Raw genomic sequence first — 26,739 nt, forward strand, 5'->3', positions numbered from 1 at the left:
CATTAATTTTTGGCGTTCAGCGCCCCCCGGAAAGGACAGTCATGAACCGCGACACCCTTTTGATCGTCGATGACATGGAGATCAACCGTGCCATCCTGCGGGCTCTCTTTGAACAGGAATATAATTTGCTGGAGGCGGAAAACGGCGAACAGGCCATTATGCTGATCAAGCAGTATCACGATTCGCTCGCCGCCGTCCTGCTGGACCTGGTCATGCCGATCAAAAGCGGCTATCAGGTCATGGCGGAGCTGTCCCAAAACGGCCTGATGGCCAATATCCCCGTCGTGGTGATCACCTCGGAGGATTCGATGGAGAACGAGGTGCGCGCCTTTGATTTAGGCGCGGCGGACATCATTCTGAAGCCCTTTGAGCCGCATGTGGTCCGCCGGCGGGTGCAGAACGCGGTGGAGCTCAACCGGCACAAGATGCACCTCGAGGAGATGGTCGAGGAGCAGGCGGCCAAGCTTCGCGAATCGCGCGACGTCATTATGGACACCCTTTCCTCGGTGATCGAGCACCGCAGCGCCGAAACTGGGCAGCATGTGCTGCGTATTAGGATGTTCACCAAGGTGCTGCTGCAGAACGTCGCGCGCTTCTGTCCGGAATACGACCTGGACGATCACGCCATCGGCGTGATCGCGGAGGCGGCCGCCCTGCACGATATTGGAAAAATCTCGATCCCCGACACCATCCTCAACAAGCCCGGCCCGCTCTCGGACGAGGAGTTCGAGATCATGAAATCCCATACAATCAAGGGCTGCGAAATTCTCTCCGGATTGGACCGCATGAGCGATACGGAATATCTGCGCTATGCCTACAACATCTGCCGCTACCATCACGAGCGCTGGGATGGCAAGGGCTATCCCGAGGGGCTCAAGGGGGACAACACCCCCATCTGCGCGCAGGCGGTGGGGATTGCCGACGCCTATGACGCGCTGACCACCGACCGGGTATATAAGAAGGAAATCCCCTCCGAGCAGGCGATCACCATGATTTTAAACGGGGAGTGCGGCGCCTTCTCCCCGAAGCTTCTGGAATGCCTGAAAAATGTGCGGGAGGATTTCTATGAGCTCTCGAGCAGCTATTCCGACGGGCTGGCGCCGCGCTCCGCCTTCGAGAGGCTGCCGGAGCATCCCCCTATCCAACTGGGCAATATCAAGAACCTGCCTGAGCTCGGGCAGATGAAATACCTGGCGCTGCTGCGCTATCTGGAATCCACCGTCATGGAGGTGGACTTCGACAGCGGGGTCTACCATCTGGTCCATCAGCAGAGTGAGGACTTTCTGGACCTGCGCTCCGGCAACACCTTCGCCGAATCGCTCCACGCCTTCGCCGAACACGCCGTCCATCCCGACGACCGGCCGCTGGTGCTGGAAATTTTGGACAAGTATATCGAGGACTTCTTCAGCAGCGGGCTGATGAAGCGCTCGCGCAAATACCGCATCTTCCACCACGCCTCGGGGGAATACGTCTGGTATGAGGGGACCGCGCTGCGGGTCGACCTCGACAACCCCAAGCATCACAAGGCGCTGATCGTCTGGAAACAGCTGGACCAGGCCGAGAGCCCCGCCTCTTCCTTTGACGGGACGGCCGACATCCCCACGACCCAGAACCTGATGGTCGGGGTGCAGCAGTGTCTTAACGACCGCTGGTTCACCATGACCTATGTCAACGAGGGCTTTATCGTACTGTTCGGCTACAGCAAAAAGGAGCTTGAGGAACGCTTCCATAACCGGTACCTCGAGATGATCCATCCCGACGACCGGCAGGGCGTCCTGCGCCAATACCGCGACCAGCTCTCCTGCGGCAGCGCGCAGGAGCTGGAATACCGGATCGTCTCCCGGCAGGGCCAGGCGGTGTGGGTGCTGGAAAAGTACCAGCTGCTCATGGGAAGCGACGGGCGGGAGTACCTCAACTGTGTGCTGACCGACATCACCCAGATCAAGCAGGCGCAGGAGGCGCTGCGCCTGAGCATGGAGCGCTATCAGATCATCCAGGAGCAGACCAACGACATCATCTTTGAAGGGGACCTGTCCACCTGGGAGTTTAGCTACTCCGCCAACTGGGAGGCAAAATTCGGCTACAAGCCCCTCACCCACCTGACCCGGGAAACGGCCCAGACCGCTTCCCATCTCTTCCCGGACGACGTGCCCGGCTTTTTGCGCCTGATGGAGAGCATCGCCGCAGGGGCCCCCTACGGGGAGGCCGAGGTGCGCCTGGCCAAGGCGGACGGGAAATACCTGTGGTGCCGCATCCGCGCCACCACCCAGTTCGGCAGCGACAAGAAGCCGGTGCGGGTGGTGGGGGTCATTTTGGACATCGACGGCGAGAAGCGCCGGTTCCAGGAGCTCACGCACAAGGCGGAGCAGGACACCCTCACCGAGCTTTACACCAAGATGGCCGCCGGGGAGGCGATCAAGCGCACGCTCAAGGGCCGCGCCCCCGAGGACCGCTTCGCCATGCTGATCATCGACCTGGACAACTTCAAGCTGGTCAACGACCTGCACGGCCACATGTTCGGGGACGCCGTACTGGCCAAGGCGGCCTCCTGCCTGAAGACACTATTCCGCGCCGCGGACATCGTCGCCCGGTTCGGCGGGGACGAATTCCTGGTCTTCCTGCGCTATGGCTCGGATGACGCCTGGCTGGAAAGCATGGCGCAGCGGATCGTCGAAGCCCTGCGCGACATGTTCCAGGACGACATGTGGGACTGCCGGTTGACCTGCAGCGTGGGCATCTCCCGCTGCCCGCAGGACGGGGCCGACTATCAGTCCCTGTTCCAGCACTGCGACCGGGCGCTGTACCAGGCCAAGCTCAGCGGCAAGGACCGCTTCGCACTCTACGACAAGAGAACCATGTCAAATATTTTTGGCGCGGGCGCCCAACAGCACACCTCGGGCACCCGGATCGAATCGGACGGCGCGGCCGATTTCAGCGTTGACAGCATCGTGCCGCAGGCCTTCAAGCTGCTGTATGAATCGGGCGACGCCCAGACGGCGATCAACGCCATTTTGGAGATGGCGGGGTGCAAATATAACGTCAGCCGGGTCTACATCTTCGAGAACTCCGAGGACGGCTCCTGGTGCAAAAACACCTTTGAATGGTGCAACGAGGGAATCCGGCCGGAGATCGATAATCTGCAGCGCGTCGAGTACCACGACCTGGGGGAAAGCTATCAGAGGAACTTTGACGAAAATGGAATCTTCTACTGCCGGGACATCGCTAAGCTTCCCCGGGAGCAGTATACCCTGCTGGAAAGCCAGGGGATCCGTTCGCTGCTGCAGTGCGCGGTGCGCGACGGCGGCAAATTCGTGGGCTTCGTCGGGTTCGACGACTGCAAAATCCTGCGGATGTGGACCCAGAACCAGATTGATGCGCTCACCTTCATCTCCGAGCTGCTCTCCACCTTCCTGCTCAAGAAGCGCGCGCAGGACCGTGCGCTGGCGGCCGCGCAAAACCTTGAGATGGTGCTGGATAACCAGAACGCCTGGCTCTATGTGATCGACCCGGACAGCTTCGCCTTGCAGTACATCAATGCGAAAACCTTAGACGCTGCACCCGGCACCAAGCCGGGCATGCGCTGCTACGAGGCGTTTTTCCACAGGGGATCCCCCTGTGAAAGCTGCCCGGCACGCGGCATCCGGCGCCTGCGCCACCAGGAGCTGGAAATCTATAATCCCGTCCTGCACATCTGGTCGATGGCCAACGCCTGCATGATCCGCTGGGACGGGCAGGACGCCTGCCTGCTGGCCTGCTATGACATCGCAAAATATAAGGATGCCGATCCAAGCCGTCCATAATCTCTACCGGCAAGGAGGGCAAAAAAGCGAGGCGGGAAACCGCCTCGCTTTTTTGGTTGACATTTTCCTGCTAATTTGCTTGCAGCTCTTCTTTCCAGGGGATCGAGGGATAGGCCCCCGGCCGGGAGACCGCGAGCGCCGAGGCTCTGGATGCCAGCTCCATCGCCGCTTGCGGCGTTTGCCCTTGCAGGACGGCGGCCAGGAAATACCCGGTGAAGGTGTCCCCCGCCGCCGTGGTATCCAACGCCTTGGCGGGGAAGCTCCTTTGGTAGACGGCCTGCCCATCGTGAAGATAGACCGATCCGCGCTCCCCCAGCGTCAGCACGATCCCGCTGCCGGGCAGCACCGCTCCCAGCTGTGCGACGATCTCTTCCACGTCGCCGCCGTCAAAGCCCGTCATTTGCGCCGCCTCCACCTCGTTGACAAAGAGAAGGCTGAGGTTCTCGAGCGGGAGGCCGAGCATACCCCTGTCGAACGGCGAAGGGTTGAGTGCGATTTTTAAGTCCTTTCGACAGCCCAACTCGATCAAATAAGGGATTTCACTGATCTCGTTTTGCAGCAGCAGCCAATCCCCGGGTGAAAAATCCGACAGCGTCCTTTCAATCTGTTCCCGGCCGATTTCGTGGTTCGCCCCGCCGTAGACGACAATGCTGTTCTGTCCGTGCTCGTCCACCTGGATCACCGCGTTGCCGGTCGGCGTATTGACAGTTTTAATGTACCGGGTGTCCACCCCGTTCTCCCGCAGCAGCCCGCACAGGTGGTCGCCGTCCTCCCCCACGCAGCCCGCGTGGAAGACCTGTGCGCCGGCGCGTGCCAGGGCGATGGACTGATTAAACCCCTTCCCGCCCGCGAAGTGGCGCAGCTCCTTTGCGCGGATGGTCTCCCCTTCCCGCACGATATGCCCGACCTGATAAACGTGATCGATGTTGAGCGAACCGAAATTGAGTATCTTCATCCCTGAGCACGGCCTTTCCCTGATGTCATACCGCTGATTTTGTGAAAGAGGTCGGCGAAAACCGCGTCCCGTTCCACGAAGCGGGCGACCCGGATCAGGTGGCGGCGGGGGTCGAAACTCCAGGTAAACTGCTCGGTCAGGATCGGGCTCGGCAGCAGCGCCGTAGGCACCCAACCGGCGTTTACCAGCCAGGCCACCGTGATCACGTCCCAAATCACCTTGGACCAGCCGTAGGCGTTCTCCTCATAGTGCTCCACAATGTCGCACAGGTAGCTCCCCAGTTGATTCCTGCCCTCCAGATAAAACCGCAGCTCCGGCACGGTGGTGCAAAGCCGGCTGGCGACCCCCTCGCAGGGAAAAAGAACCAGCGGCACCTCCATGTCCAACAAGGTGCGCGAGGCGTGGATGTCCTGGAAGAGGTTGAACTCCTCCGTGTTTTCGTATTCCAGCGCGTGCCCGCCCAGCCAGAGCACCACGATATGCTCCGCGATTTTTGGTTCCAGCAGCAACGCGCTGGCGATGTTGGTCGGCGCGCCGATGGCGATCACATAGAGCGGGTCTTCCCCGCTTTGGGCGAGCGCCCGCTCCACGAGATCCTGCGCCGCCGGGCTCTCAACCGGCGTTTTGGGATCCAGCATAAAGCTTCTTGAGCCCTCAAAGCAGGGAATATCATCGGTGCGGCCCATCAGTTTTAAAACGTTTTCAATCTCATGAAGGCTTTTCTCCATCCCGTCGGCAGCACAGCTGCTGCGCTCGTTGAGAAACGGAGCCGCATAGACGGCCTTAAGATCGACCCTTTCCGCGGAGAGAAGGGCGTAGGCCAGGGCGAACTGGTCGTCCACCTCATTGTAGGTATCGGTATCCATCACGGCGCTGACCCGCCCGGCGGGCGGGACAAGGCGTGAAACGAGAAATGCATCCGTCATCTTCATCCTCCTTATCCTTTGATCCCCGAGCTGGTGATCCCCTGGACGAAATACTTCTGGAAGGGGAAGAACAGCAAAAGGGGCAGCAATGCCGAGACGGTTGAGGCCGCGTAGAGATTGGACCACTCGGTGGTATGGGCCCCCCTGAAGTCGGAGAGCGCCACCTGGATCAGCCGGATGTCGGGCGAACGTGCGATCAGCAGCGGCCAGAGGTAGGAATTCCAGTGCGTCATGAAAATCATCAGGCTGGCGGTGATGAACACCGGTACCGAGAGCGGCACCAGAATCCGGAAGAACGAATCCGCCCAGGTCGCCCCGTCCACCCGGGCCGCCTCGAACAGGCTCTGGGGAAAGTCGGAAAAGAACTGGGTGAACAGGAAAAGCACCAATCCGTCGGCTATACTCGGAACAACGATCCCGGCAAAGGTATCCACCCAACCCAATCCGTCCACTACAGTATACAACGGAATGGTGATCGATTCAAAGGGGATCATGAAGGAAAAGAGCACCAGGGCGTAGAGCGGCTTTTGGAAGCGGAATTCATAGCAGGCAAAGCCGTAGGCCGCCACGCTGTTGATAAGGCACCCAAACAGGATGGCCGCCGCCGAGACCACGACGGTATTGAAGACGGGCCGGTAAAACTCATATTTGAGAAAGATTTCCCGGTAAGCGTTCCCCGTGGGCCGGACCGGCAGCAGGGTCCTCAGTGTAAAGGGCATGGCGTACTGAAAGATTTCCGTGTCGCTGCGCAGAGAGGAGGCGACGGCGTAAAAGAGCGGGAACAGGGTGAGAATAGCGATCAGGCAAAGCCCCAGATAGATCAATACGGTTTTGAGCTTCCTATACCTTTTCACAGCCGGCGCCCCCCTTCCCTGCCTTTCCCGGCTTCTCGCCTCGGTCATTGATCAGTAAAAACTGCACGGCGCATACAAACGCGATGATCAGCAGCAGCACCGCCACGATCGCGTCTCCCCGGCCCTTGTCGACATAGAGGAAATAGGATTTATAGGCCTCATACATCAGTACCGCCGTGCTGCGCTGCGGCCCGCCGCTGGTGATGATCTGCATGGGGGCGAACATCAAAAGGTTGATGGTGGTGTCCGCGATCAGCACAAACGCCAGTGTGCGCCGGATCATCGGGATGGTGATCTTTAAGGTGATGGTCAGCCAGCCGGCCCCGTCCACCCGGGCCGAATCATAGACGGCCCGGTCCACATTCTTGAGTCCCGCGAGCAGAAACATCATCCAGTAGCCCACCCCGATCCAGGTGGTGATGAGCATGATGCAGTAGATTGCCTGGCTGCTGCTGGTCAGAAACGGCTGCGGCGGAATCTGGAGCATCCCGAGCAGGCTGTTGATTACCCCGCTGTTCGGGTTGAGCATGGTGTTCCAGATAATGGCCGCCACCGCGGTCGACATGGTAGCCGGAAGATAAAAGATGGTGCGAAACGCCCCGATCCCCCGCACATCGGCGTTGACCAGCAGCGAGACCAAAAGCGCCAGGAAAATTTGCAGGGGCGTCAGAATCAGATTGAATTTCACCGTGACCAAAAGGGAATCCCAGAAATACTTGTCCCCAAAGAGGGTGGAAAAATTCCCCAGAGACAGGCTCCCATCATAGGTCAGGCTGTCGAGAAAGGTATTGCAGATCGGGTAGATTTTAAAGTACACAATCAGTACAATGGCAGGCGTAATCAGTATATAGGGCAGCACCGTCCTGCCGATTCGTCTTGCTTTCATAGCCGGTTCCCTCCGCCGCCGTATGATATCAGGGATCACCCCTTTGCCCGCCCCAGAATGTCCAGCAGCATTCTGGAAAACTTCTCATCGTCCGTTCCCAGGCAGACCGTGCAGTTGGGCGCCTTGGCGGGCATGCTCCTCGTGTCCATCACCGAGCGCCCATCCGACGCGCCGCCGTAAAAATCCACACTGACCGGGAGAAGGCGCGTCTTGGTGATAACACTCCCGTCGAGCAGATAGAGGATACAGAGCGCATCGTGCATCGAAGCGCTGTCCGGCTTAAACAGCGGTTGGAACAGGGTGTATGCCTTGATCCGCTCACTGGTGATCTGGGCAACGAAATCCCCCACCGTCGTGTGCCAGGAGCGCATCCCTTGCACGTCTTCGCCACAGAGTACCGCATGGTGGGTGGCGTCCAGGGTGACGAGCACGATCTTCGCCCCACACCCCAGCACGATCTGGGCCGCCTCGGGATCCATGAAGAAATTGAACTCGGCCGCCGAGGTGGAATTGCGCTCTTCGCAGCCGCCTCCCATGATGACGATCTGCCCGACATGCTCGACGATGGACGGATCGGCCCGCAGCGCGAGCGCAAAATTGGTCAGCGGCCCCACCAGTACCAGGTCGACCTTCTTTGTCGCCGCACGCAGGGTTTCTACCATCCAGCACACCGCGTTGGTCGGGGCCGGGGCAATCCTTGCCGGCGGCAGACCGTCAAACTCCTCGACGTGGAAGGCGATCCGGTTGCCGTCCTCGTCCTCGAGCACCTCCTCGTTGTCGCAGTACTTGCGGCGCGGGTCCAAATCCCGCACGATCGGCCCGGCGCAGCCCCGGATCACCGGGACCTGCGGGGCGAGCAGGCTCACCACCCGCAGGGTGTTTTCAGTCGTATTCGCCAGCGGGAGGTTCCCGCTCACCGTGCAGATCCCCAGCACCTCGAACTCGGGCGAGAGCAGCGCCGCCATGATGGCGATGGCGTCGTCCGTCCCGGTATCGACGTCCAGGATCAACTGGCGTTTTTCACTCATGCCCTCTCCTCCCCTCTCCCAGATTGGCCTCTTATCCCTTCGGACAGCAGCCCTTCCAGCGTCTCTTCCATCCTGGCACAGTCGAGCGAAAAGGCTGTGCGGCAGTTATAATCCTCAAAGATGCGCCGGGTATCGAACACCGTCTGCCCGTCCGCGAGCCCGCCGCCAAAGTCCACGTCCACACTGTAGGGCAGGGGCGAGGCGAGCACCGCCTCGTTTGCGAAAGCACAGGCGGCGGCCACCGCCTTGAGGGGAATCCCACCTTTTTCACCCATGCCGCCAAGCGCCCGATATAAAGGGAAGAGCGGGATGCACAGCGCCTCAAAAAGCTGTGCACGCACCCCTCCCCGCGCGGTGAGCCGCCCGAGACGGCCCCTCGTCAGGCAGCAGGAATAGCCGCAGTCCAGAGGAACCAGCAGCTTATCTACCGGGCTGCCCATCACGGTTGCCCCGGCCTCGGGGTCGAAGCGGAAGTTCGCCTCGGCCGCGCAGGAAATATCGCTATAGCGGTGTCCGCCGCCCAGGATAACGAGCCTGCCGATCTTCTTTTCCAGACCAGGCGCAAGTTTCAGCGCGCAGGCAAGGTCGGTCAGCGGGCCGAGGGAAAGGATCGAAACCTGCCCGGCGGCGCTTTCCAGCGCCTCGACCAAAAAGATTGCCGCCGGCTTCTTTTGCAGCATGCAAGATTGCATGCCGGGTGTGGCATTGGGCAGGAACCCATCATCAAAGCGCAGCGCCTCCTCAGAGGGCCAGCCCCGGGGCAGAGGTTCCAGCTGCTTGCGCAGCGGGTCCAAGTCGGCGCAAAGGGACTGCTCCATGCCGGGGTAGACCGCTATTGGCAGCTTCAGCGCGCCCAGCAGCCGCAACAGGTTTTCCGCCGACACCCGGGACGAAACCTTCCCCGCCGACGCCACGATCCCCAGAACCTGCCATCTCGGATTTCCCAAAAGCAGCGCCAGGGCCGCCGCGCTGTCGAATTCCGTATTGATCAGGACAATGACCTTTTCCGGACATTTCTTTCCTTCTTCCAACAAGTACACCGCCTTTCCATCAAGTTCACTTTTTGTACTTCTGGAACGCAGAATTGAGCTGGTCCACCGCGCCGTTGAGCGCCTCGGTGACGTCGGCCCCGTTGGAAATATCCTCCATGGCCGCGCCCACCACGTTTTCATACTCGGTATAGCCGGGAGTAACCGGGCGGGGCACACCGGTATTAAGCGCCTCGTAAGCTGCGATCCTCATAACGTTTCCAGTAAAGTCGTCGGTCTGCTCAGCCTCCTCAATCCTTTCCAGGTTGCGGTAGGTCGCGGGCAGGGCCGGGAAGCCGCTCATCAGCATGTCGTGCCCGCCGCCGATGGTCATATAACGGATAAAGGCCGCCGCATCGCCGGGATTTTTGGCGTTCTTCGGAATGCCATAGTGCCAGCTGCCGGTCGGGGTAGCGGGATCATGCCCTTCAAAGTAGGGATGGGCGGCGAAGCCAAAATGCTCAATCCCGGTCTCCTTGAGGGTATCCACCACCCAGGTCCCGCCGACCATGAAGGCAACCTTGCCGCTCGAGAAGAGGCTGGGCACTTCATCGGCCGAAATCCCGCGCAGGGAAATCCTGCGCTCGAAGGCCTCCTGATACACCGTCATCGCCTGAATCCAGGGGTCGGAATTGAGAACGCCCTCCACGGTAAAGCCATCCTCCCCGATCGAAGGGGCTCCCAAGGCGTTTGGCATGGCGAGGATTTGATAGGGACGGTTGACCTGCTCGAACATGAAGCCGCTGATCGACCTGCTGCCGTCAGGATCGACCGCTTTCTGGACCTGCTCTGCCAAAGAGTAGAGCTGCTCATAGGTCATGCGGTCCTCGACCTTGGCGGACGGGTATGCTACTCCGGCCTGGTCCAGCAGGTCCTTGTTATAGAACAGCACCTGTGAAGAGGTTTCCATCGGCGGGGCCATGAGCTTGCCGTCCCAGGTGCCGGCCGTGAGCGCGCTTTCGAGGAACATCTCCTTTTCCTCGTCCGAATAATACTCGTCCATCGGCAGGATATAATCCCGGTTGGCATAGGCCGCCACCATGGGCACGTCGACATGGATCACGTCATAGTCCGAGCTGCCGGAGCTGAGCTTGACCTCCACCAGCTCGAAGAACTGGTCGAACGGGTAATACTCCATGTTAACGGCAATCCCCGACTCCCCGGCAAAGGCATCGTTGACCTCGTAGAGATAGTCCGCCCAAACGTCGGAGTAGAACATGCAGGTGATGGCTTTTCCTTGTGAGCCCTTACTTTGCCCGGAGGATTCCCCGCCCGGGGCAGAAGTGCCTCCCCCATCCTTCGCAGAACAGCTGCACAGCATCCCCGCCAACACCAGCAAGGCGAGAACAGACGGCCAAACAGAGCTTGCCTTCATTTCTTTCACCCATCCTTCTTTTCACGGTCCGGTCCACTTGCTTCCTTCCATTATTCATAAATCTCATCCGCATAGACCGACAGGGCCGCGCGGTCGGGCAGCGCGGGCTGCACCCCCTCACGGGTGATGCTGAGCCCGGCCGCAAAGGTCGCGAACCGGATCGCCGCGTGCAGGCCATTCCCCTCTGAAAGGGAGACTGCCAGCGCGCCGATGAAGCAGTCCGCTGCTCCCGTCGTATCCACCGGATGAAAATTTGCCGCCTTAAAATGGGTCGTCTCCTGCTGATTGCACAATACGCAACCGCGCTCCCCCAGCGTTATAATAACGTTTTCAACCCCCCGTTTAAGAAAATGCTTTGCCTTCTCCTCGATCGTGTCCAAACCCGGGCAGAGCAGGCCGATCTCCTTCTCGTTGGGCACCAGCAGGAAGAGGCCGCTCAGCAGCTGCGGGTCCAGCCGGTCCACCGCGGCCGGCTTCATGATGACCCGAACGCCCTGATTGCGGGCGATGCGGATGGCGCAGTCGATCACCTCAGGCGGGTTCTCGGTCGGCAGCAGGCAGTACTTCGCATGGTCGAACAGATTGACGTTCTGCCGCAGGTAAACCGCCGAGAGCTTCCCGTTCGCCCCCGGATAGACCACGATGGTGCTCTCGCCCGCGCCGGTCACGGTGATATATGCCTTCCCGGTGGCGCGCGCATCGTCGATCGTCACTCCATCCATATTGACATTGTTGTCATACAGGGACTGGTAGAGCAGTTTCCCCTCGCTGTCGTTCCCGATCTTTCCGATCATCCAGACGTTCCCGCCCAGCTTGCCGACCCCGGCCGCCTGGTTGGCGCCCTTTCCGCCCGGAACCAGGTTCACCGAGGGTGAAAGCACCGTCTCTCCCGGCCGCGGGAAATCCGGCACCCGGATCATGACGTCCATATTCATGCTGCCGACGACCACGATCTTTTGCCGCGCCTTGGCCGACTGCTTCGGCGCCGCCACGCTGCCTCCCGGCAGCAGCTGCGCTGCCGCTTCAAAGGGCTGCAGCCCGGTTTTATCGCCCCGCTCGATCCACTCGATCAGGCAGCGCGCGGCGTATTCGCCGAGCTCCTGTACCGGCAGGCGGACCGCACACAGCGCCGGATGGAAGAAGGGCAGCCTTTGGCACGCGGTGAGGCAGGCAACAGACAGGTCCTCCGGAATGCTCAGGCCCGCGATTTCGGCCGCCTGATAGACGCCGGCGGCGATCTCCTCGTTCTGGCAGAAAAGGGCGGTGACCCCCTTGCGGACCAAATCCTCCAGCCCCGCCTTGCCGTTTTCAATCCCCGAAAAGGCGCGGTAGACATATCTGGTGTCGAAGCGCAGCTTTCGCTCATAACAACAATAGATGTATCCATCCAGCACTTGACGCGCGAAGGGGCCGTCCCCCTCGACTAAGCAGCCGATCCTTTCATGCCCCTGCTGCACAAGCTGCCGCACCCCCAGATAGGCCGCCTCGACAACGTCCAGGCCGGCTTGCAGAAAGCGGGGCACCTTCTCCCCCACCCCCAGCAGCATGACCGGCAGGTGCAGCTTGCGCAGAGCCTCTATACTGGCTGCACAAGGGCTTTGGCTCCCCAAAAAGATCACTCCGTTGAGGTTGCGCGAGGAAGCGATCTGCAGAGATTTTAGTTCCCTTTCGCTCCCGCCCGCCAAATTGAGGACCAGGAGACTGTACCCGTTTTCGCTGAGGGCCCGCTCGGTCCCGCGCATGAGCGCCTCGTGCGCCGGGCTGTCAAAATCCGAAAGGAGCGCAATGGTATAGCTGTTCTGTTCCGCCTTGACTCCGGCATAAGGGGTGTATTGATACTCCTTGACCAATTTTTGCACCCGTTCCCGCGTCTCGGGGCTGATCCCCGCATCCTTATGGTTGATGATCTTGGAAACGGTAGCCGCCGACACGCCGGCCAGCTTCGCGATGTCTTTGATGTTCATGTCACAGCTCCAATATTTGAGAAATCTTTTTCCTAAAACTATTTCCTATATCAAATTATATATTATTTTGTCGAATTGTCAATTGTTTTTATTATTATTTTCCACAATTTCTTTAACAGACGGCAACAAACAAAAAAGTATGCGGGCTATAGATGTAATCTATAGCCCGCATACCAACAGCAACGCGATTGCTTATTTCTTGCGGATGACGCCCTTCTGCACGAAGATGTTCCCGTAAATATCCTCTTCGCCGGTGCCAATCACCAGGTCGAGCTCGGGCGCGACCGACCAGAACTCCTTGCCGTCCTGATAGTCGATCCCGTTCGGAAGTTTGGCATATTCCTCGCTGTTCCTGACGATCTCTTCATATTTCTTCCAGACGCCCGGAGCGGGGATCCCGTTGTCGGTCTTGCAGATGCGCACCGAATTGTCGATGTAATCGTCCAGCGGGATCAGGTCCAGGATCGCCTTTAAAATTTCGGCGCCGCCTACCCCGTCCACACGGATGCGAAACGCGTCCGGATGGCCCAGCGTTTTGATGTCGCAGTTGCCGTCGCAGATCATGATCTTCGAGCCATGACCGATGGCGCACAGCGCGCGCAGCAGGTCGGGGGACATGCAGGTCGGAATGTTCTTGAGCATAGATTGAAACCTCCGTCATATTTATTTGGCCACTGGCTTTCGCCCACAGCCAGAACGTCAAAATCACGGTACCTGTCCGCTTCTTATTATACTACCCGGCCTCCAAAAGGGCAAGGCAAATTGTGCATACCGATCCTATTTCTGCTTGTATTCCTCCATGCGCGCGCGCACCCGCTCGCCAAACCCGGCATCCGCCGCCGACAGGTAGCCGAGCACGCATTCCTGCGCCGACTGCGAGGCCAAATAGAGCTCGCTTGCGATGTTGTCCACCAGCCTCTCCTGCCAGTCGGCAGACAGGGAGCGGTAGCGCTCTCCCGCCTGTGTAAAATCGTCAGGCTTCTGGATGTCCGCCCGCACCAATTCCCCGGCAACGGGAAGTCCTTGCCCACTGGTGACCATTTTTTGGGGGCTCCACCCACCCTGCTGGCGGTTGACCGGAATACCGCGAAAATCAGGACCCAGGCGGCGGCGCTGGGCGTCCCAATAGATGAAGGAGCGGCCCTGGAGCATCTTGTCGGCCGAAAGCTCGATCCCCTCCACCAGGTTGGCCGGGGAAAAGGCCACCTGCTCGACCTGCGTATGATAGTCCTCGGGGTTCTGGTCCAGCGTCATCTTCCCCACTGGTATGAGCGGATAGCTTTCCTCGCTCCACACCTTGGTGTCGTCGAGCGGGTCGAAAGGCAGCGCCTGTGCGTCGCAGGGGTCCATCATCTGCACGCAGAGCTCGTACTCCACCGCCTCCCCGTTTGCAAGGGCGTCGTAGAGGTCCCGCGCCGCGGCGTCCGGGTCCTTGGCGGCGAGCTCCCCCGCCTGCTGGCGGTCGAGGTATTCCTCCCCTGCCAGCGGAATCCAGTGGTATTTGATATACCGGCGCCGTCCCTCCGCGTTGACCCAGACGAAGGTATTGATCCCGAAGCCCCGCATATGCCTCACGCTTGCAAGGGTACCCACGTCCGAATAAAGCCAGGTGAGCATATGCGTGCCCTCCGGCGTGCGGGCGAGGTAATCCCAAAAGCGGCCCGGGTCGGCCAGATTACTCTGCGGCGAGGGCGAGAGCGCCGCAATGGTCTCGGGGAAGCGCATGGCATCCCGGATGAAGAAGACCGGGATATGGTTGCCCACAATGTCAAAGTTTCCCTCGTCGGTATAAAACCGTGTGGCGAAGCCGTGGACGTTGCGGGCGGTATCCGGCGTGCCCCGGTTTGATACCGCCAGCGAGAAGCGTACCAACACCTTGGTGCGCCTCCCGGCGCCCTGTAAAAAGGCCGCCTTGGTGTACTCGCGCATCGACTGGTAGGTCTGAAAGATACCCATCGCCCCGTAGCCCTTGGTATGAACCGCCCGCTCGATCCCCTTCTGGTGGACAAAGGTCTCCAGGCGTTCATGCAAAATGCCGTCCTGCACCAGGACCGGACCGTCGTCCCCCACCGTCTGGGAGTGGTTGCCCGGCACCGCCGGCGCACAGCCGCCGCCCGGATTGGGGACGGGCGGCAAGGGAACATCCTCCGTTTGCTGTCCCCCGGGACGCGCCCGCTGCTGCAATTGTAGCAGCTCTCGGTTGTAACGCTGCATCATCTCTAAAAAAGCCGATTCATCGTGCATATCGGTACTCCCCTCGCTGATTCGTTGCGGCGCGCGGCCGCACAAATTTCTCTCCTTCATTCTTATGCGGGAAAACCGCGGCGAATCACACACAAAACCAATTTCTTCTATTGCCATTTCTTTTTGCAGCTGCTACAATTTTTATAGGAGAGGAGGTGAGCGCCTTGCGAGAACGCGTCATCCTGCACTGCGACCTGAACGCCTTTTATTGCAGCGTCGAGCTGCTGTCCCATCCCGAGCTGCAGGAGGTGCCCACCGCCGTCTGCGGGGACCCGCTAAGCCGCCACGGGATCATCCTGGCCAAGAATGAGGCCGCCAAGAAGTACGGCGTGCAGACGGCCGAAACCGTCTGGCAGGCCAGGCGCAAATGCCCGGGGCTGCAGCTGCTGCCGCCCCATCACGACCTGTACGCCGAGTATTCGGTCAAGGTCAATGAAATTTATCAGCGGTACACCGACCAGGTGGAGCCCTTTTCGATCGACGAGTCCTGGCTGGATGTGACCGGCAGCCAGCAGCTCTTCGGAGACGGGAAAACCATTGCGGACGACATCCGCGCCACCGTCAAGCGGGAGCTGGGACTTAGCGTGTCGGTGGGGGTTTCGTTTTGCAAGGTGTTCGCCAAGATGGGCAGCGACATGAAAAAGCCGGACGCCACCACCGTGCTGGACCGGCAGAACTGGCGGCAGATCCTCTATCCCATGCCGGTGGGCAGCCTGCTCTTCGTCGGCCAAGCGACCGAGGAGAAGCTGGAACGGTACGGGATCAAGACCATCGGGGACTTGGCGAAGCTGGAGGAGGACGATCTGCGCGGGCTGCTGGGCAAGCAGGGCGGCACCCTCTACCGGTATGTAAACGGACTGGAAAATGAACCGGTGCGGCATATCGACGACCCGGACGAGATCAAGTCGATCGGCAACTCCACCACCTTCCGGCGCAATTTGGTGGGGCTCGAGGATATCCGCACCGGGGTGATCTCCCTGTCCTCCCTGGTCGGCTACCGGCTGCGCAAGCATGCGCTCAAATGCTACGGGGTGCAGGTCACCATCAAGGACCCGCAGTTTAACGTGCGGGACCGGCAGACCCAGCTGCAGCATCCGACCAACATCACCCGGGAAATCTACAGTACCGCGATGGAGCTGATCCAGAAATCCTGGAAGCTGCGCGATCCGATCCGGCTGCTGGCCGTGACCGCCATCTCGCTGGTGCCCGAGGACACCGGCGAGCAGCTGAATATGTTTGAACAAAGCGATGGCCGCCTCAGGCTCGAGGCGCTCGACCGTTCGCTGGACAAGGTGCAGAACAAATACGGCAAGGGGGTCGTGAAGCCCGCTTCGGTGCTTAAAAACGACATTGGGGTGGACTGAGGGGCCACGGTATCAGCTCACAAGGTCGCACCCTTGCGGGTGCGTGGATCGAAACAGCGTGGGGGTCTGGACACGGCCCACGTTCAAAGTCGCATCCTTGCGGGTGCGTGGATCGAAGCAAATATTATTTCCGGGGCACTGGCTCCTGCAAAATTGGCGCGCAGACAAAGAACGGACGGAGTTTTCTCCGTCCGTTCTTCATTATAACAATTTTTCCAGCTCGCCATAGATGCGCTCATAGTCCGGATGGTCGGTGACCTCGGGCACATACTCGGTATAGGCGATTTTCCCTTCCCGGTCCAGCAGGAACACCGCCCGGGTGAGCAGCATGAGCTCCTCGATCAGCGTCCCGCTCGCTTTGCCAAAGCTGCGCTCCCGGTAGTCTGAAAGCGTCTGGACCTGCTCGATCCCTGCGGCGGCGCACCAGCGCGCCTGCGCAAAGGGCAAGTCCATGCTGACCGCATAGACCTGCGCGCCAGGCAGCGCGGCGGCCTTTTCATTAAAGCGGCGCACTTCCTCGTCGCAGACCCCGGTGTCCAGCGAAGGGACGGTGAGCAGCACCGCCGGGGACTTGAGCTCCTCTCCCCGCACCGGGCGCAGCTCACTGTCGGTTAAAGTACAGGGCGGCAGCTTTTCCCCCACCTGCAGCGGGGTACCCAAAAGGGTCAGCGGCTTGCCTTTAAAGGTAATGTTCATCTTCCGGCCTCCTTGTAATGGTTCTGTCTTTATTCTGCACTCCGGGGCCGCCGGGCATACAAAAAGAGACGGAGTATTCCGGGAGTACACATAAAAAGTTTACAGGCGGCAGATAAAATCTGCTGCCTGTAAACTTATAAGAGGCGCAGCGCCACCTCTGCCCTGAAGAAAAAATTGCGCCCTTTTCCAGTCTCATTTTTTATTCGTAACGCAGCGCCTCGATGGGATCGAGCTTTGCCGCCTTGTTGGCCGGATAGTAGCCGAAGAAGACGCCGATGGCCATCGAGAAACCGACCGCCACGAACACGGAGAGCAGCGACGGCCAGCCGGGCGAGCCCAGCAGCACCGATCCAAGCCTTCCGAGCGTGGTGCCGGTGAGCACCCCGATCACCCCGCCGATCATACAGATGATGATCGATTCGACGATGAACTGCACCCGGATCGCACTGTTCTTGGCGCCCAGCGCCTTACGCGTGCCGATCTCGCGGGTACGCTCGGTCACCGAGACGAGCATGATGTTCATCACCCCGATCCCGCCCACCAGGAGCGAAATCGCCGCGATGACCGAGATCGCCAGCTTCATGGTGCCCATCATGCCGGTCATCTGCTGGATCATGCTGTCCATGTTCTGCGCATAGATTTCGACATATTTGTTGCCGCGGTAGAAGGTGCGGTTAAAAAACTGCTCCGAGCGCTCGGCAAACTTTTGCACGTCGGTCACCTTGGACGTGCCCTTGACCTGTAGGGCGTAATAGCCATCCGGCACATCGTCCCCGGTCATCATCTTCTTGGCCACCCCCACGGGAATGAACATCTGGCGGGTGGTGTCGCCCGTCATGCTGGCCGCGAAGCCGGTCACCTCATAGTTATAGACCCCCACGATGGTGAAGGTGTACATCCCCTTGGAGACCCGCACCTTGACCTCCTGCCCCAGCGCCTGCTGCGGCGTCAGATTGGGGAAGAGCTTTTCGATCACCGCGCTGGAAACCACCGCCGCGTTCTTTTCCCCCTTGACCTCGCGCTCGTTGAGGTCGTGCCCGGCCACCACGTCGATATTCTGGATGGCCAGCGCCCCCGCATTGGTGCCGTAGATATAGACGTTTGACTCCCGCCTGCCCGCTGCGATCTGCCCGGGACCCACGCTGTCGGTGACCGCCCAGGCCGCAATCTCTTCGCTGAAGCGCTCGAGGTAGGCGTCGATCATCTCCTGGCTGATATAATCCTCATTGGCATAGGGACGGTTCCAGTCGGTGTTGCCATATTCGTCCGGCTTGTCGGAAATGTAGAGCTGGATGCTGTTGGCGCCCATGTCGTTGAAGACGCTCTCCACCGAGCCGGTCATCGCGTCGCCCACCGTGACGATGGCGATCACCGAGCCGATCCCGATGATGATCCCCAGCATGGTCAGCAGCGCGCGCATCTTATTGGAACGCAGGCCGTTGATCGCCAGGGTGATATTCTCAAACAGCTGCACGCACTTCACCCCCCTGCTGGCGGCTGACGATCCGCCCGTCACTGATGGTCACAATATGCTCGGTCTCGGCCGCCAGCTCGGGGTTATGGGTAATGAGCACGATGGTCTTGCCCTGCTCGCGGTGCAGCCGGTGGAACAGGTCCATCACCAGCCGTCCGGTGGCCGAATCCAGCGCGCCGGTCGGCTCGTCGGCCAAAATGATCGCCGGGTCGTTGGCCATCGCCCTCGCGATCGCGACGCGCTGCTTCTGCCCGCCCGACAGCTCGCTGGGCATATGCTTCATGCGGTCGCCCATCTCCACCAGTTCGAGCAGCTCCTTGGCGCGCCTTGCGCGCTCGCCGCCGGACATCCCGGCGTAGAGCATGGGCAGTTCGACGTTGCTCAGGGCGCTGGTGCGCGGGATCAGGTTGAAGGTCTGGAAAACGAACCCGATCTTGCGGTTGCGAATGCTCGAAAGCTGGCTGTCCGGCACGTCCCGCATCTGCACCCCGTCGAGCACATAGTCCCCCTCGGTCGCCCTGTCCAGCGCCCCGATGATGTTCATCAGGGTGCTCTTGCCCGAACCGGATGCCCCCACGATGGAGAGGAATTCCCCCTTCTTTACCCGCAGGTCGATCCCGCGCAGGATCTCCAGCTCGTTGGGCTGCCCGATGTAAAAGCGCTTATAAATCCCCTTCATGTCGATGATTATATTTTCATCCTGGGGGGTCATGATCTCTTCTTCCATTGTTGTGGTCATTCCTTTCAGGAATTGTGCCGTTTTTGGCCCTGCCAAGGCGCAATTCTGTGAGTTTGAAAGATTTATCTTTCAAACTTAACCCTCCGCCATGGCGCCGGCCATATCGCCCGCCATGCCGCCCATCGCGGGCAGGACCATGATTTCCATACCGGGCGCGATCCCGGTCGGATCGGAGATGATCTGGTCGCCGTCCTTCAGCCCTTCGGCAGCGATCTCGACGTCGAAATCGGTCTCCATCCCGGTGGTGACCGGGACCGCCTCGGCGACGGTCTTGCCCGCCTGCTCCCCGGTGCCGGGGCGGGCGACATAGACGATGTCCTCCCCGCTCGCGCCCAGGGTCACCGCGTCATAGGGGACCGACCAGACGTCCTCTTTACTGGCAGTGAGGATGTTTAGCCGCACGCTCATCCCGATGCGCAGCCCGGTGCCCTTGCTGGTCAGCTCCACGTCGGTCTCGAACTCCACGGTGCCGTCGGTCTTGGTGGTGCCGTCCGCCGCCTTGATCGCCGCGGGATAGATCCGCCGGACCGCGCCCTCGAACTCCTCTTCGCCGGTGGCGTCCGCCTTGATGGTGGCGCTCATCCCCTCCTGCACCGTGCCGATGTCGTACTCCTTGAGCGTGGTCTTGATCTGCAGCGCGTCGGTGTCCTCCACCACGAACATCAGCCCGTTGCCCGGCACGCCCTCCTTGGCGTAGACCGCCGTGACCGTGCCGTTGATCGGGGAGGTAATCACCGAATCCTCCAAATCCCTTCTCAGCTTCTGCAGCTCGAGCTGCTCGGCGGTCAGGTCGGCCGCGATCTTGTTCCCCTCGATGGTATCCTCGTATCCCTCGAGCTCCTGGTTGGCCGCATTGATCGCCGCATCCCGCTGCCGCTTGGCGTTTTCATAGCGCATGCGCGCGTCGGAATAGGCGCGGTCCGCCTCATCCTTGAGCTTGCGCGCCTGCTTGACGGTAAGGGTATCCGAGTCGGAATCGCCGACGGTGTGGTCGTCCTTGGCGTCCTCATAGTCGTCCTTGGCGTCGTCATAGGCCTCCTGCGCGTTGTCGGCCGCCTTCTTGGCGGCCTTGAGCTCGGTCTCGGCGCTGATCAGGGCGCTGTTGAGGTCGTTTTTAATGTTGTCTTTCGCGTTGTTGTACTGCTTTTGGCTGACGTCGATGTTGTGCTCGTCGCCCGCCTGGGCCTTGGCGATCGACGCCTGCTGGCGCGCGATGTCCAGCTTGAGGTCCTCGGTGTCCATCTCGCAGAGCACGTCCCCTTCGCTGACGCGGTCCCCTACCGAGACATTGAGCCTGAGCACCGGGCTCTGCAGCTTGGTATATATGTACGAGGCGTCCGCGCTTTCCACCGTGCCGGAGGCGCTGATGACATTCTGCAGGCTCCCCTTTTGCAGCGGCGTCACGCTGACCGGCATGGCGGAGGATTTGCCCATCCCCATCACCTTGACGGCGGCAAAACCACCCACCGCAACCACCGCACAGAGGATCAGCACCGTTTTGAGCTTTGGCTTTTTAAACTTAAAATTCGGCTTTTTCAGGTTCAGTTTCATGTCGACTCTCCCTCTCTATTACAGGTCCGCCCGGGCCGTCCGATTTCTCTTCGTACTATCCGTATTATTTGTATTAACACTGTAGTACAATAATACAATCTCTACGCCAGTCTGTCAAGAGATTGTCAAAAGAAATATGTGAAATTTTTGAAAATATAAAACGGCGCTTTCCGGGGGCATACATCGGGAAGTGCTGAAAGCAGAGCTTTCAGCACTTCATGAAGGGCGCCAAAACGATTCCCCGTTTGAAAAAATTCTGTGCGCCCTTTGCGCTTGTCCCATTATATCGGATCACAGGGGGAAAGTATACTGGGAAGACTTAGGATTAAGAAAAATGTAAGATTCACCCTTTTCACATATTCTCCAACTGGGAGAGCCAAAGCCGAGCCGAAGCGTCGCTGGGCATGCGCCAGTCCCCCCTCGGGGAGAGGGTGACCGAGCCGACCTTCGGCGCGTCCGGCAGGCAGGAGCGCTTAAACTGCTGGGCGAAAAACCGCCGGTAAAACTCCTTGAGCCAACGCAGGATGGTTTCGCGCGGATACTTTTCTTTAAAGGCGCGGCAGGCCAGGCGCAGCACCTTTTGCGGCGCAAAACCCCAGCGGATGACATAGTAGAGGAAGAAGTCATGCAGCTCGTAGGGCCCGACGAGCTCCTCGGTGCGCTGAACGATCCCCTCCCCGCCGCCGGGCAGCAGCTCGGGGCTGACCGGGGTGTCCAGGATGTCGCGCAGCACCTCCCCGGCCCTGCCGCCGATCCGGGCGGCCTCGTGCGCCACCAGATGGCGCACCAGGGTCTTGGGGACCGAGGCGTTCACCGCGTACATCGACATGTGGTCCCCGTTATAGGTCGCCCAGCCGAGCGCCAGCTCGGAGAGGTCCCCGGTGCCGATGACCAGTCCCCCCTGCTGGTTGGCGAGGTCCATCAGCACCTGGGTGCGCTCCCGCGCCTGGGCGTTTTCATAGGTCACGTCGCGGCGCTCCTCATCCTGTCCGATATCGGCGAAATGACGGCACACCGCCTGCGTGATCGGGATTTCGCGCAGCGGCACCCCGAGGCTTTCGCAGAGCGCACGCGCGTTTTGCAGCGTGCGCGCGCTGGTGCCAAAGCAGGGCATGGTCACCGCCCGCACGAAGGCGCGGGGCACACCCATCCAGTCCGCCGCGCGCACCGCCACCAGCAGCGCCAAAGCGGAGTCCAGGCCCCCCGACAGGCCGAGCACCGCGCATTTGGCGCCGGTGTGCAGGAGGCGCTGACAGAGCCCCGCGCTCTGCAGGCGCAGGATGTCTTCGCAGTTGGCATGAAGCGCCGCCGGATCCTGTGGAATAAAGGGGAAGGGGCTGACCGGACGGGTGAGCGTGGTTTCGTGGAGCGGCAGAGAGAAGGGAATCCTAAGGTATCCCTCGTCCTGCCGCGCCGGGAAGGTGGTCAGCCGCCGCCGCTCGTAAGCGAGGCGGGAGACGTCCACCTCGCTTATGACCAGGCCGGTGGTAAAGCGCTCGCTCTCGGCGAGCACCGCCCCGTTCTCGGCGATCAGATTATGACCGGCAAAGACCAGGTCGGTGGTGGATTCCCCCTCGCCCGCGTCGGCATAGAGATAGCCGCAGCACAGCCGCGCCGACTGGCCGCTCACCAGCGCCCGGCGGTAATCCGCCTTGCCGACGGTCTCGTCGCTGGCCGACAGGTTGCAGATCATCAGCGCCCCCGCCGCACAGTGCCCGACCGAGGGCGGGGCGCAGGACCAGAGGTCCTCGCAGATTTCCACCCCGAAGCAGAAATCCTCCATCTCCTCGCAGCAGAAAAGCAGCCTGGGGCCGAAGGGCACCTGGCGCCCATCCAGGGAATAGCTTTTGTTCTCCCCGGACGAGGGAGTGAAGAGCCGTGCCTCGTAAAACTCGCCGTAATTGGGTAAAAACCGCTTCGGTACCAGCCCCAGCAGCTCACCCTTATGGCAGACGGCGGCGCAGTTATAGAGCTTGCCCGCCGCCTGCAGCGGCAGTCCGAGCACCAGGACCGTTTCCAGCTCCCGGGTTTCCCTTAGTACCCGGCGCAGGGCGTCAAGGGCGCCCCGCAGCAGGGTGTCCTGCAAAAAGAGGTCGCAGCAGGTATAAGCGCTGAGCACCAGCTCGGGCAGACATAGGAGCCTGACGTTTTGCTCATCCGCTTGTTTTGCCAGCGCGACCACCTGGCCCGCGTTATAATCGCAGTCCGCCACCCTGATTTTCGGCGTGCCGGCCGCCACCCTGATGAATCCGTCTTTCATGCCGTCCCTCCATTTCTCTTTTTTATTGCTGAGCATGAACGAAGCAATAAAAATGGCCATGACCGTAGGTCGGCCATAAGAATTGTAAAAATAGCGCGCAGCTGCTATTTTTAATAGTATCTACAGAATTTCTTTCAAAATTTCTCCAATGGCCCTCAACCTCTCCCCTCCCGCTCGCTTATTCTTCACAGATAAGTCTATGCCGTCTTGTCCTCCTCGAGGCCGGCATCTGAATATGAAGTCCCAGCGCCTCGAGCTGGGAGGGGTCCACCGTCCCCGGCGCGCCGGTCAGCGGGCAGGAGGCGTCGCCCAATTTCGGGAAGGCGACGACCTCCCGCAGCGAGCAGGCCCCCAGCAGCAGCATGACCAGCCGGTCCAGCCCGAAGGCAAAGCCGCCGTGCGGCGGGGTGCCGTAGCGGAAGGCGTCCACCAGGAAACCGAAGCGCTCCTTGGTCTCCGCCTCTGAGAAGCCCAGCGCCTCGAACATCTTCTCCTGGATATCGGGGCGGTGGATGCGCATACTCCCGCTGCCGAGCTCGACGCCGTTGAGCACCACATCGTAGGCCTGGGCGCGCACCCGTCCCGGCTCGCTGCACAGATACTGCACGTCCTCGGGATAAGGCATGGTAAAGGGATGATGGGTCGCCACATAGCGCCCCTCCTCCTCGGAGTACTCAAACTGCGGGAAGTCGGTGACGATCAAAAAGCAAAAATCCCCCTCCCGGCGCAGCGAAAGCATCCCGGCGAGGTCCAGCCGCAGCCCGCCCAGCGTGCGGCGCACAGTGGGAAGGCCGTCGGCGCAAAAGAGGATGAAATCCCCGGGAGCCGCCTCTACCCTCTCCAGCAGAGCGTCCATGTCATCCTTTGAAAAGTATTTGGTCAGCACCGAGTAGAGCTCCCCGTCCTGGCGCACGGCGATCCAGGCCATCCCCTTGGCGCCGTAGCCGAGGGCCTTGTCTGTCAGCGCCTCGATCTCGCCTCGGGTGAAATCCGCCTTACCCTTGACGTTCAGTGCCCGCACGCAGCCCCCCGACCTTGCCGCCTGAGAAAACACCGAGAAGCCGCATTTTACCGCAATGTCGCTGACATCCACGATCGGCAGCCCGAAGCGCAGGTCCGGCTTGTCGCTGCCGTAGCGGTCCATCGCCTCCTGCCAGGTGATGCGCGGGAAGGGCGCAGGGAAATCCAGCCCCATCGTCTCCTTCATAATGTGCTTAAAAAGCCGCTCAAGATGGAGCAGGATGTCCTCCTGGTCCACGAAGGAGAGCTCCATGTCCACCTGGGTGAACTCCGGCTGCCGGTCGGCGCGCAGGTCCTCGTCCCGGAAGCAGCGCGCGAACTGATAGTATTTGTCGATCCCGCCCACCATCAGAAGCTGCTTAAAGATCTGCGGCGACTGGGGCAGGGCGTAGAACTCGCCCGGATGGACCCTCGAAGGCACCAGATAATCCCGGGCCCCCTCGGGGGTAGATTTGGTGAGCATGGGGGTCTCGGCCGAGAGGAAGCCCTCCCGGTCCAGGTAGTCCTCCACCACCCGGGCGACCCGGTGGCGAAAGCGCAGGTTTCTTAGCATCTCGGGCCGGCGCAGGTCCAAAAAGCGGTAGCGCAGCCGCAGCTCCTCCCGCACGTTATTACTGTCGTCCAGCTGAAAGGGCAGCGTTCCGGCCTCGCTGAGCACCTCGAGAGAATCCGCTGCCAGCTCGATGGTCCCGGTGGCAAGTTTCGGGTTATAGGTCTCCTCGTCCCGCTCCCGGATCATTCCGCTCATAATTGCGACCGTCTCGTTCTTGAGCCCCTCGGCCGTATGGAAATCGGCCTGGGTGAGGTTCCTTGCATCGCAGACCACCTGTAAGATTCCCTCCCGGTCCCGCAGGTCCAGAAAGATTACCCCGCCCATGTCCCGTTTGGCGCTGATCCAACCCGCCACCGTCACGGTGCGGCCCAGATCGCTTTCGCACAGCACTCCGCAATAATCGGTCCGTTTCATCAAAAACTCCTCCTTTATCAGGTCCCGCAAAACCAAAAAGGCCTTTCGTCCCACACAAATTGGGACGAAAGGCCTTCCTTCCGCGGTACCACCCAAATAGGCTCCCCAAAGGGAAACCCACTCTTTCACACTATGGCTGGCGGCTGTAACGCGCCGCCCCGCGTCTGAGCCTACTTGGGCAACATTTGCCTCCCGTTCGGTCAGCGGCTCCGGGATGTTCTTCCCCCAAAGGCACAGGCGCCGGTTTTCAGCTACCCCGGCTCTCTGCCGCCCCTTCCTTTGGGCTACTCTTCCCATCAATGCCATTTTCATCATTGTAAGCGTAAAGCGCTACGGACTTAATCCGCAGCGCCCTTGCTGTTTGTTGTGATTGATTATATTCTGCCCGGCCCATCTTGTCAAGCGGTGATTGCCGGCAGGAAGAATCTTCATCACAAACGCCCGGTTCCGTTTTGTTATTCCCCGCCGTTTTTAGGAATATTCACCAGACTTCCCGCGTTTAGTCAATATATCAAAGTCAATATATCGGTTCATATTCCGTTCATATGAGAACGCTAGAATAAGGGATGGAGGAGGTGCTCGCATGACATTTTGGCGGGACAACCAGACGGCGGTGGCGGCTTGCATCCTCGCCCTGCTTTGTGAGGATGGGACCCGCATATACCTGCCAAGCAGGGCGATGCAAGAGAGGCTGAACCTGGAGAGCGAACCATTCGACCAGGCGCTGCAGCAGCTTCTGTCCTCGGGCGCGCTCGAGGGGTGCGAGTGGCCCTATGAGGGGATAGCCCTGCCCCATTACCGGATTACCGGAATCGGACGGTCGCTGCTGCAAGGCTATCGGGAGCAATGGCGCCGGGACCGCGAGGAATTGGATCAACTCCTGCTGTCAAGCGGATTCTCCACTTCTGTAAAGTAAAATGGCATTACAGATTTAGCGCGTCAGTTTTGCACGGTATCCGATCCCCCGCACCGTGACGAGCTGGAACTCCTGGCGGTACTTGAAGCGGGCGCGCAGCCGCTTGATATGTACATCCACCGTGCGCTCGTCCACGCCTGTGTCCAGCCCCCACAGCTCGTCGAGCAGCTGGCGGCGGGTGAAGGTCTGCCCGGGCGATGACAGCAGCTTAAAAAGCAGCTCGAATTCCCTTTTGGGGAGCTTCATGTTCCGGTCGGGCGTGGAAACCGTCAAGGTATCGTAGTCCGCGGCCAGTTCGCCGATCTGTAGCTTGTGGCGGCTGGCCGCGCCCGCGCGGCGCAGCAGCGCCGATACCCGCAGGAGCAGCTCCTCCATCTCAACAGGCTTTGGCATGCAGTCGTCCGCGCCCGCCAGAAAACACGCCCGTTTCTGTTCGAGCGAGTTTTCCCCAGCCAGCAGGAGGATGGGCAGCGAAAACTGAGCGGCGCGCAGCTCCCGTGTGATGGTGCAGCCATCCTTCCCGGGCAGCGCCGCCTCGCAGACAAGCAGGTCGATATGAAAATTGTCCAGCAAAAAGTAAACCTTTTCTCCGTCCTGGGCGGGAAAGCAATGATAGCCCCCGTCCTCGAGACTCTCATAGAGGCGCTTCGCTAAGGTTTCGTCCCCCGTTGCCGCCAAAACCGTAAACATTG

20 protein-coding genes and 1 other annotated feature are annotated in these 26,739 nt (G+C 60.4%); of the genes, 3 read left to right on the forward strand and 17 right to left on the reverse strand.

Annotated elements, in window-relative coordinates; all coding sequences use genetic code 11:
* Window positions 1-41 precede the first annotated feature (41 nt).
* The gene (locus B5477_RS09390) at window positions 42-3,800 is read left to right on the forward strand and encodes a diguanylate cyclase (RefSeq protein ID WP_079699446.1); all 3,759 of its coding nucleotides are present in this window, start codon (window positions 42-44) and stop codon (window positions 3,798-3,800) included.
* Window positions 3,801-3,870: 70 nt separating this feature from the next.
* On the opposite strand, the gene B5477_RS09395 is transcribed toward B5477_RS09390, so the two are convergent.
* From B5477_RS09395 to B5477_RS09440, 10 genes are all read right to left on the reverse strand, one after another.
* A complete protein-coding gene (locus B5477_RS09395) occupies window positions 3,871-4,755 on the reverse strand; it encodes a ribokinase (RefSeq protein WP_079699447.1) in 885 nt (294 codons plus the stop codon).
* Window positions 4,752-5,681 (reverse strand): nucleoside hydrolase, encoded by a 930-nt coding sequence (locus B5477_RS09400; protein ID WP_200806044.1) that lies wholly within the window; start codon window positions 5,679-5,681, stop codon window positions 4,752-4,754. The genes B5477_RS09395 and B5477_RS09400 overlap by 4 nt, the downstream gene beginning before the upstream one ends.
* A gap of 11 nt (window positions 5,682-5,692) precedes the next feature.
* Complete coding sequence (locus B5477_RS09405; protein WP_242942168.1) at window positions 5,693-6,535, reverse strand: carbohydrate ABC transporter permease; 843 nt, start codon at window positions 6,533-6,535, stop codon at window positions 5,693-5,695.
* Window positions 6,522-7,421 (reverse strand): carbohydrate ABC transporter permease, encoded by a 900-nt coding sequence (locus B5477_RS09410; RefSeq protein ID WP_079699450.1) that lies wholly within the window; start codon window positions 7,419-7,421, stop codon window positions 6,522-6,524. The genes B5477_RS09405 and B5477_RS09410 overlap by 14 nt, the downstream gene beginning before the upstream one ends.
* Before the next feature lie 35 nt (window positions 7,422-7,456).
* A complete protein-coding gene (locus B5477_RS09415; protein WP_079699451.1) occupies window positions 7,457-8,449 on the reverse strand; it encodes a nucleoside hydrolase in 993 nt (330 codons plus the stop codon).
* Entirely contained in the window at window positions 8,446-9,480 is a 1,035-nt protein-coding gene (locus B5477_RS09420) for a nucleoside hydrolase (protein WP_159448991.1), read from the reverse strand. Before B5477_RS09420 ends, B5477_RS09415 begins: the two co-directional genes overlap by 4 nt.
* 25 nt (window positions 9,481-9,505) lie before the next feature.
* The gene (locus B5477_RS09425; RefSeq protein ID WP_079699453.1) at window positions 9,506-10,852 is read right to left on the reverse strand and encodes a sugar ABC transporter substrate-binding protein; all 1,347 of its coding nucleotides are present in this window, start codon (window positions 10,850-10,852) and stop codon (window positions 9,506-9,508) included.
* A 50-nt stretch (window positions 10,853-10,902) separates the two neighbouring features.
* On the reverse strand, window positions 10,903-12,816 hold the full coding sequence (locus tag B5477_RS09430) for a PfkB family carbohydrate kinase (protein ID WP_079699454.1): 1,914 nt from the start codon (window positions 12,814-12,816) through the stop codon (window positions 10,903-10,905).
* A 192-nt stretch (window positions 12,817-13,008) separates the two neighbouring features.
* Window positions 13,009-13,458, reverse strand: coding sequence for an RbsD/FucU domain-containing protein (locus B5477_RS09435; protein WP_079699455.1), 450 nt, complete (start codon window positions 13,456-13,458; stop codon window positions 13,009-13,011).
* Between the two features lie 135 nt (window positions 13,459-13,593).
* Window positions 13,594-15,060 carry a catalase gene (locus B5477_RS09440; protein ID WP_242942169.1) on the reverse strand — a complete coding sequence of 489 codons (1,467 nt, stop codon included), beginning with the start codon at window positions 15,058-15,060 and terminating at the stop codon, window positions 13,594-13,596.
* Between the two features lie 155 nt (window positions 15,061-15,215).
* Here B5477_RS09440 and dinB point away from each other — a divergent pair, with 155 nt between their 5' ends.
* Window positions 15,216-16,424 carry a DNA polymerase IV gene (gene dinB / locus B5477_RS09445; protein ID WP_479725091.1) on the forward strand — a complete coding sequence of 403 codons (1,209 nt, stop codon included), beginning with the start codon at window positions 15,216-15,218 and terminating at the stop codon, window positions 16,422-16,424.
* 201 nt (window positions 16,425-16,625) lie between these two features.
* Here the strand turns inward: dinB and tpx are convergent, their stop codons facing one another.
* From tpx to aspS, 6 genes are all read right to left on the reverse strand, one after another.
* Complete coding sequence (tpx, locus tag B5477_RS09450) at window positions 16,626-17,120, reverse strand: thiol peroxidase (RefSeq protein WP_079699457.1); 495 nt, start codon at window positions 17,118-17,120, stop codon at window positions 16,626-16,628.
* 199 nt (window positions 17,121-17,319) lie between these two features.
* Window positions 17,320-18,594 (reverse strand): ABC transporter permease, encoded by a 1,275-nt coding sequence (locus B5477_RS09455; RefSeq protein WP_079699458.1) that lies wholly within the window; start codon window positions 18,592-18,594, stop codon window positions 17,320-17,322.
* On the reverse strand, window positions 18,581-19,321 hold the full coding sequence (locus tag B5477_RS09460; RefSeq protein WP_079699459.1) for an ABC transporter ATP-binding protein: 741 nt from the start codon (window positions 19,319-19,321) through the stop codon (window positions 18,581-18,583). The genes B5477_RS09455 and B5477_RS09460 overlap by 14 nt, the downstream gene beginning before the upstream one ends.
* Before the next feature lie 87 nt (window positions 19,322-19,408).
* Window positions 19,409-20,884 carry an efflux RND transporter periplasmic adaptor subunit gene (locus B5477_RS09465; RefSeq protein ID WP_079699460.1) on the reverse strand — a complete coding sequence of 492 codons (1,476 nt, stop codon included), beginning with the start codon at window positions 20,882-20,884 and terminating at the stop codon, window positions 19,409-19,411.
* 352 nt (window positions 20,885-21,236) lie between these two features.
* Window positions 21,237-23,144, reverse strand: a complete 1,908-nt coding sequence (locus B5477_RS09470) for an NAD(+) synthase (protein WP_079699461.1) — start codon at window positions 23,142-23,144, stop codon at window positions 21,237-21,239.
* A 178-nt stretch (window positions 23,145-23,322) separates the two neighbouring features.
* A complete protein-coding gene (gene aspS, locus B5477_RS09475; RefSeq protein ID WP_079700450.1) occupies window positions 23,323-25,131 on the reverse strand; it encodes an aspartate--tRNA ligase in 1,809 nt (602 codons plus the stop codon).
* 57 nt (window positions 25,132-25,188) lie between these two features.
* Window positions 25,189-25,440: a binding site (T-box leader), on the reverse strand.
* Window positions 25,441-25,714: 274 nt separating this feature from the next.
* Here aspS and B5477_RS09480 point away from each other — a divergent pair.
* Window positions 25,715-26,047: a hypothetical protein gene (locus B5477_RS09480; protein WP_079699462.1), complete on the forward strand. Its 333-nt coding sequence runs from the start codon at window positions 25,715-25,717 to the stop codon at window positions 26,045-26,047.
* 15 nt (window positions 26,048-26,062) lie between these two features.
* Here B5477_RS09480 and B5477_RS09485 read toward each other — a convergent pair whose 3' ends face one another.
* Window positions 26,063-26,737: a response regulator transcription factor gene (locus tag B5477_RS09485; protein WP_079699463.1), complete on the reverse strand. Its 675-nt coding sequence runs from the start codon at window positions 26,735-26,737 to the stop codon at window positions 26,063-26,065.
* Between the last annotated feature and the right edge of the window lie 2 nt (window positions 26,738-26,739).

This window comes from Provencibacterium massiliense (assembly GCF_900169495.1).
Lineage (GTDB): Bacteria > Bacillota > Clostridia > Oscillospirales > Ruminococcaceae > Harryflintia > Harryflintia acetispora.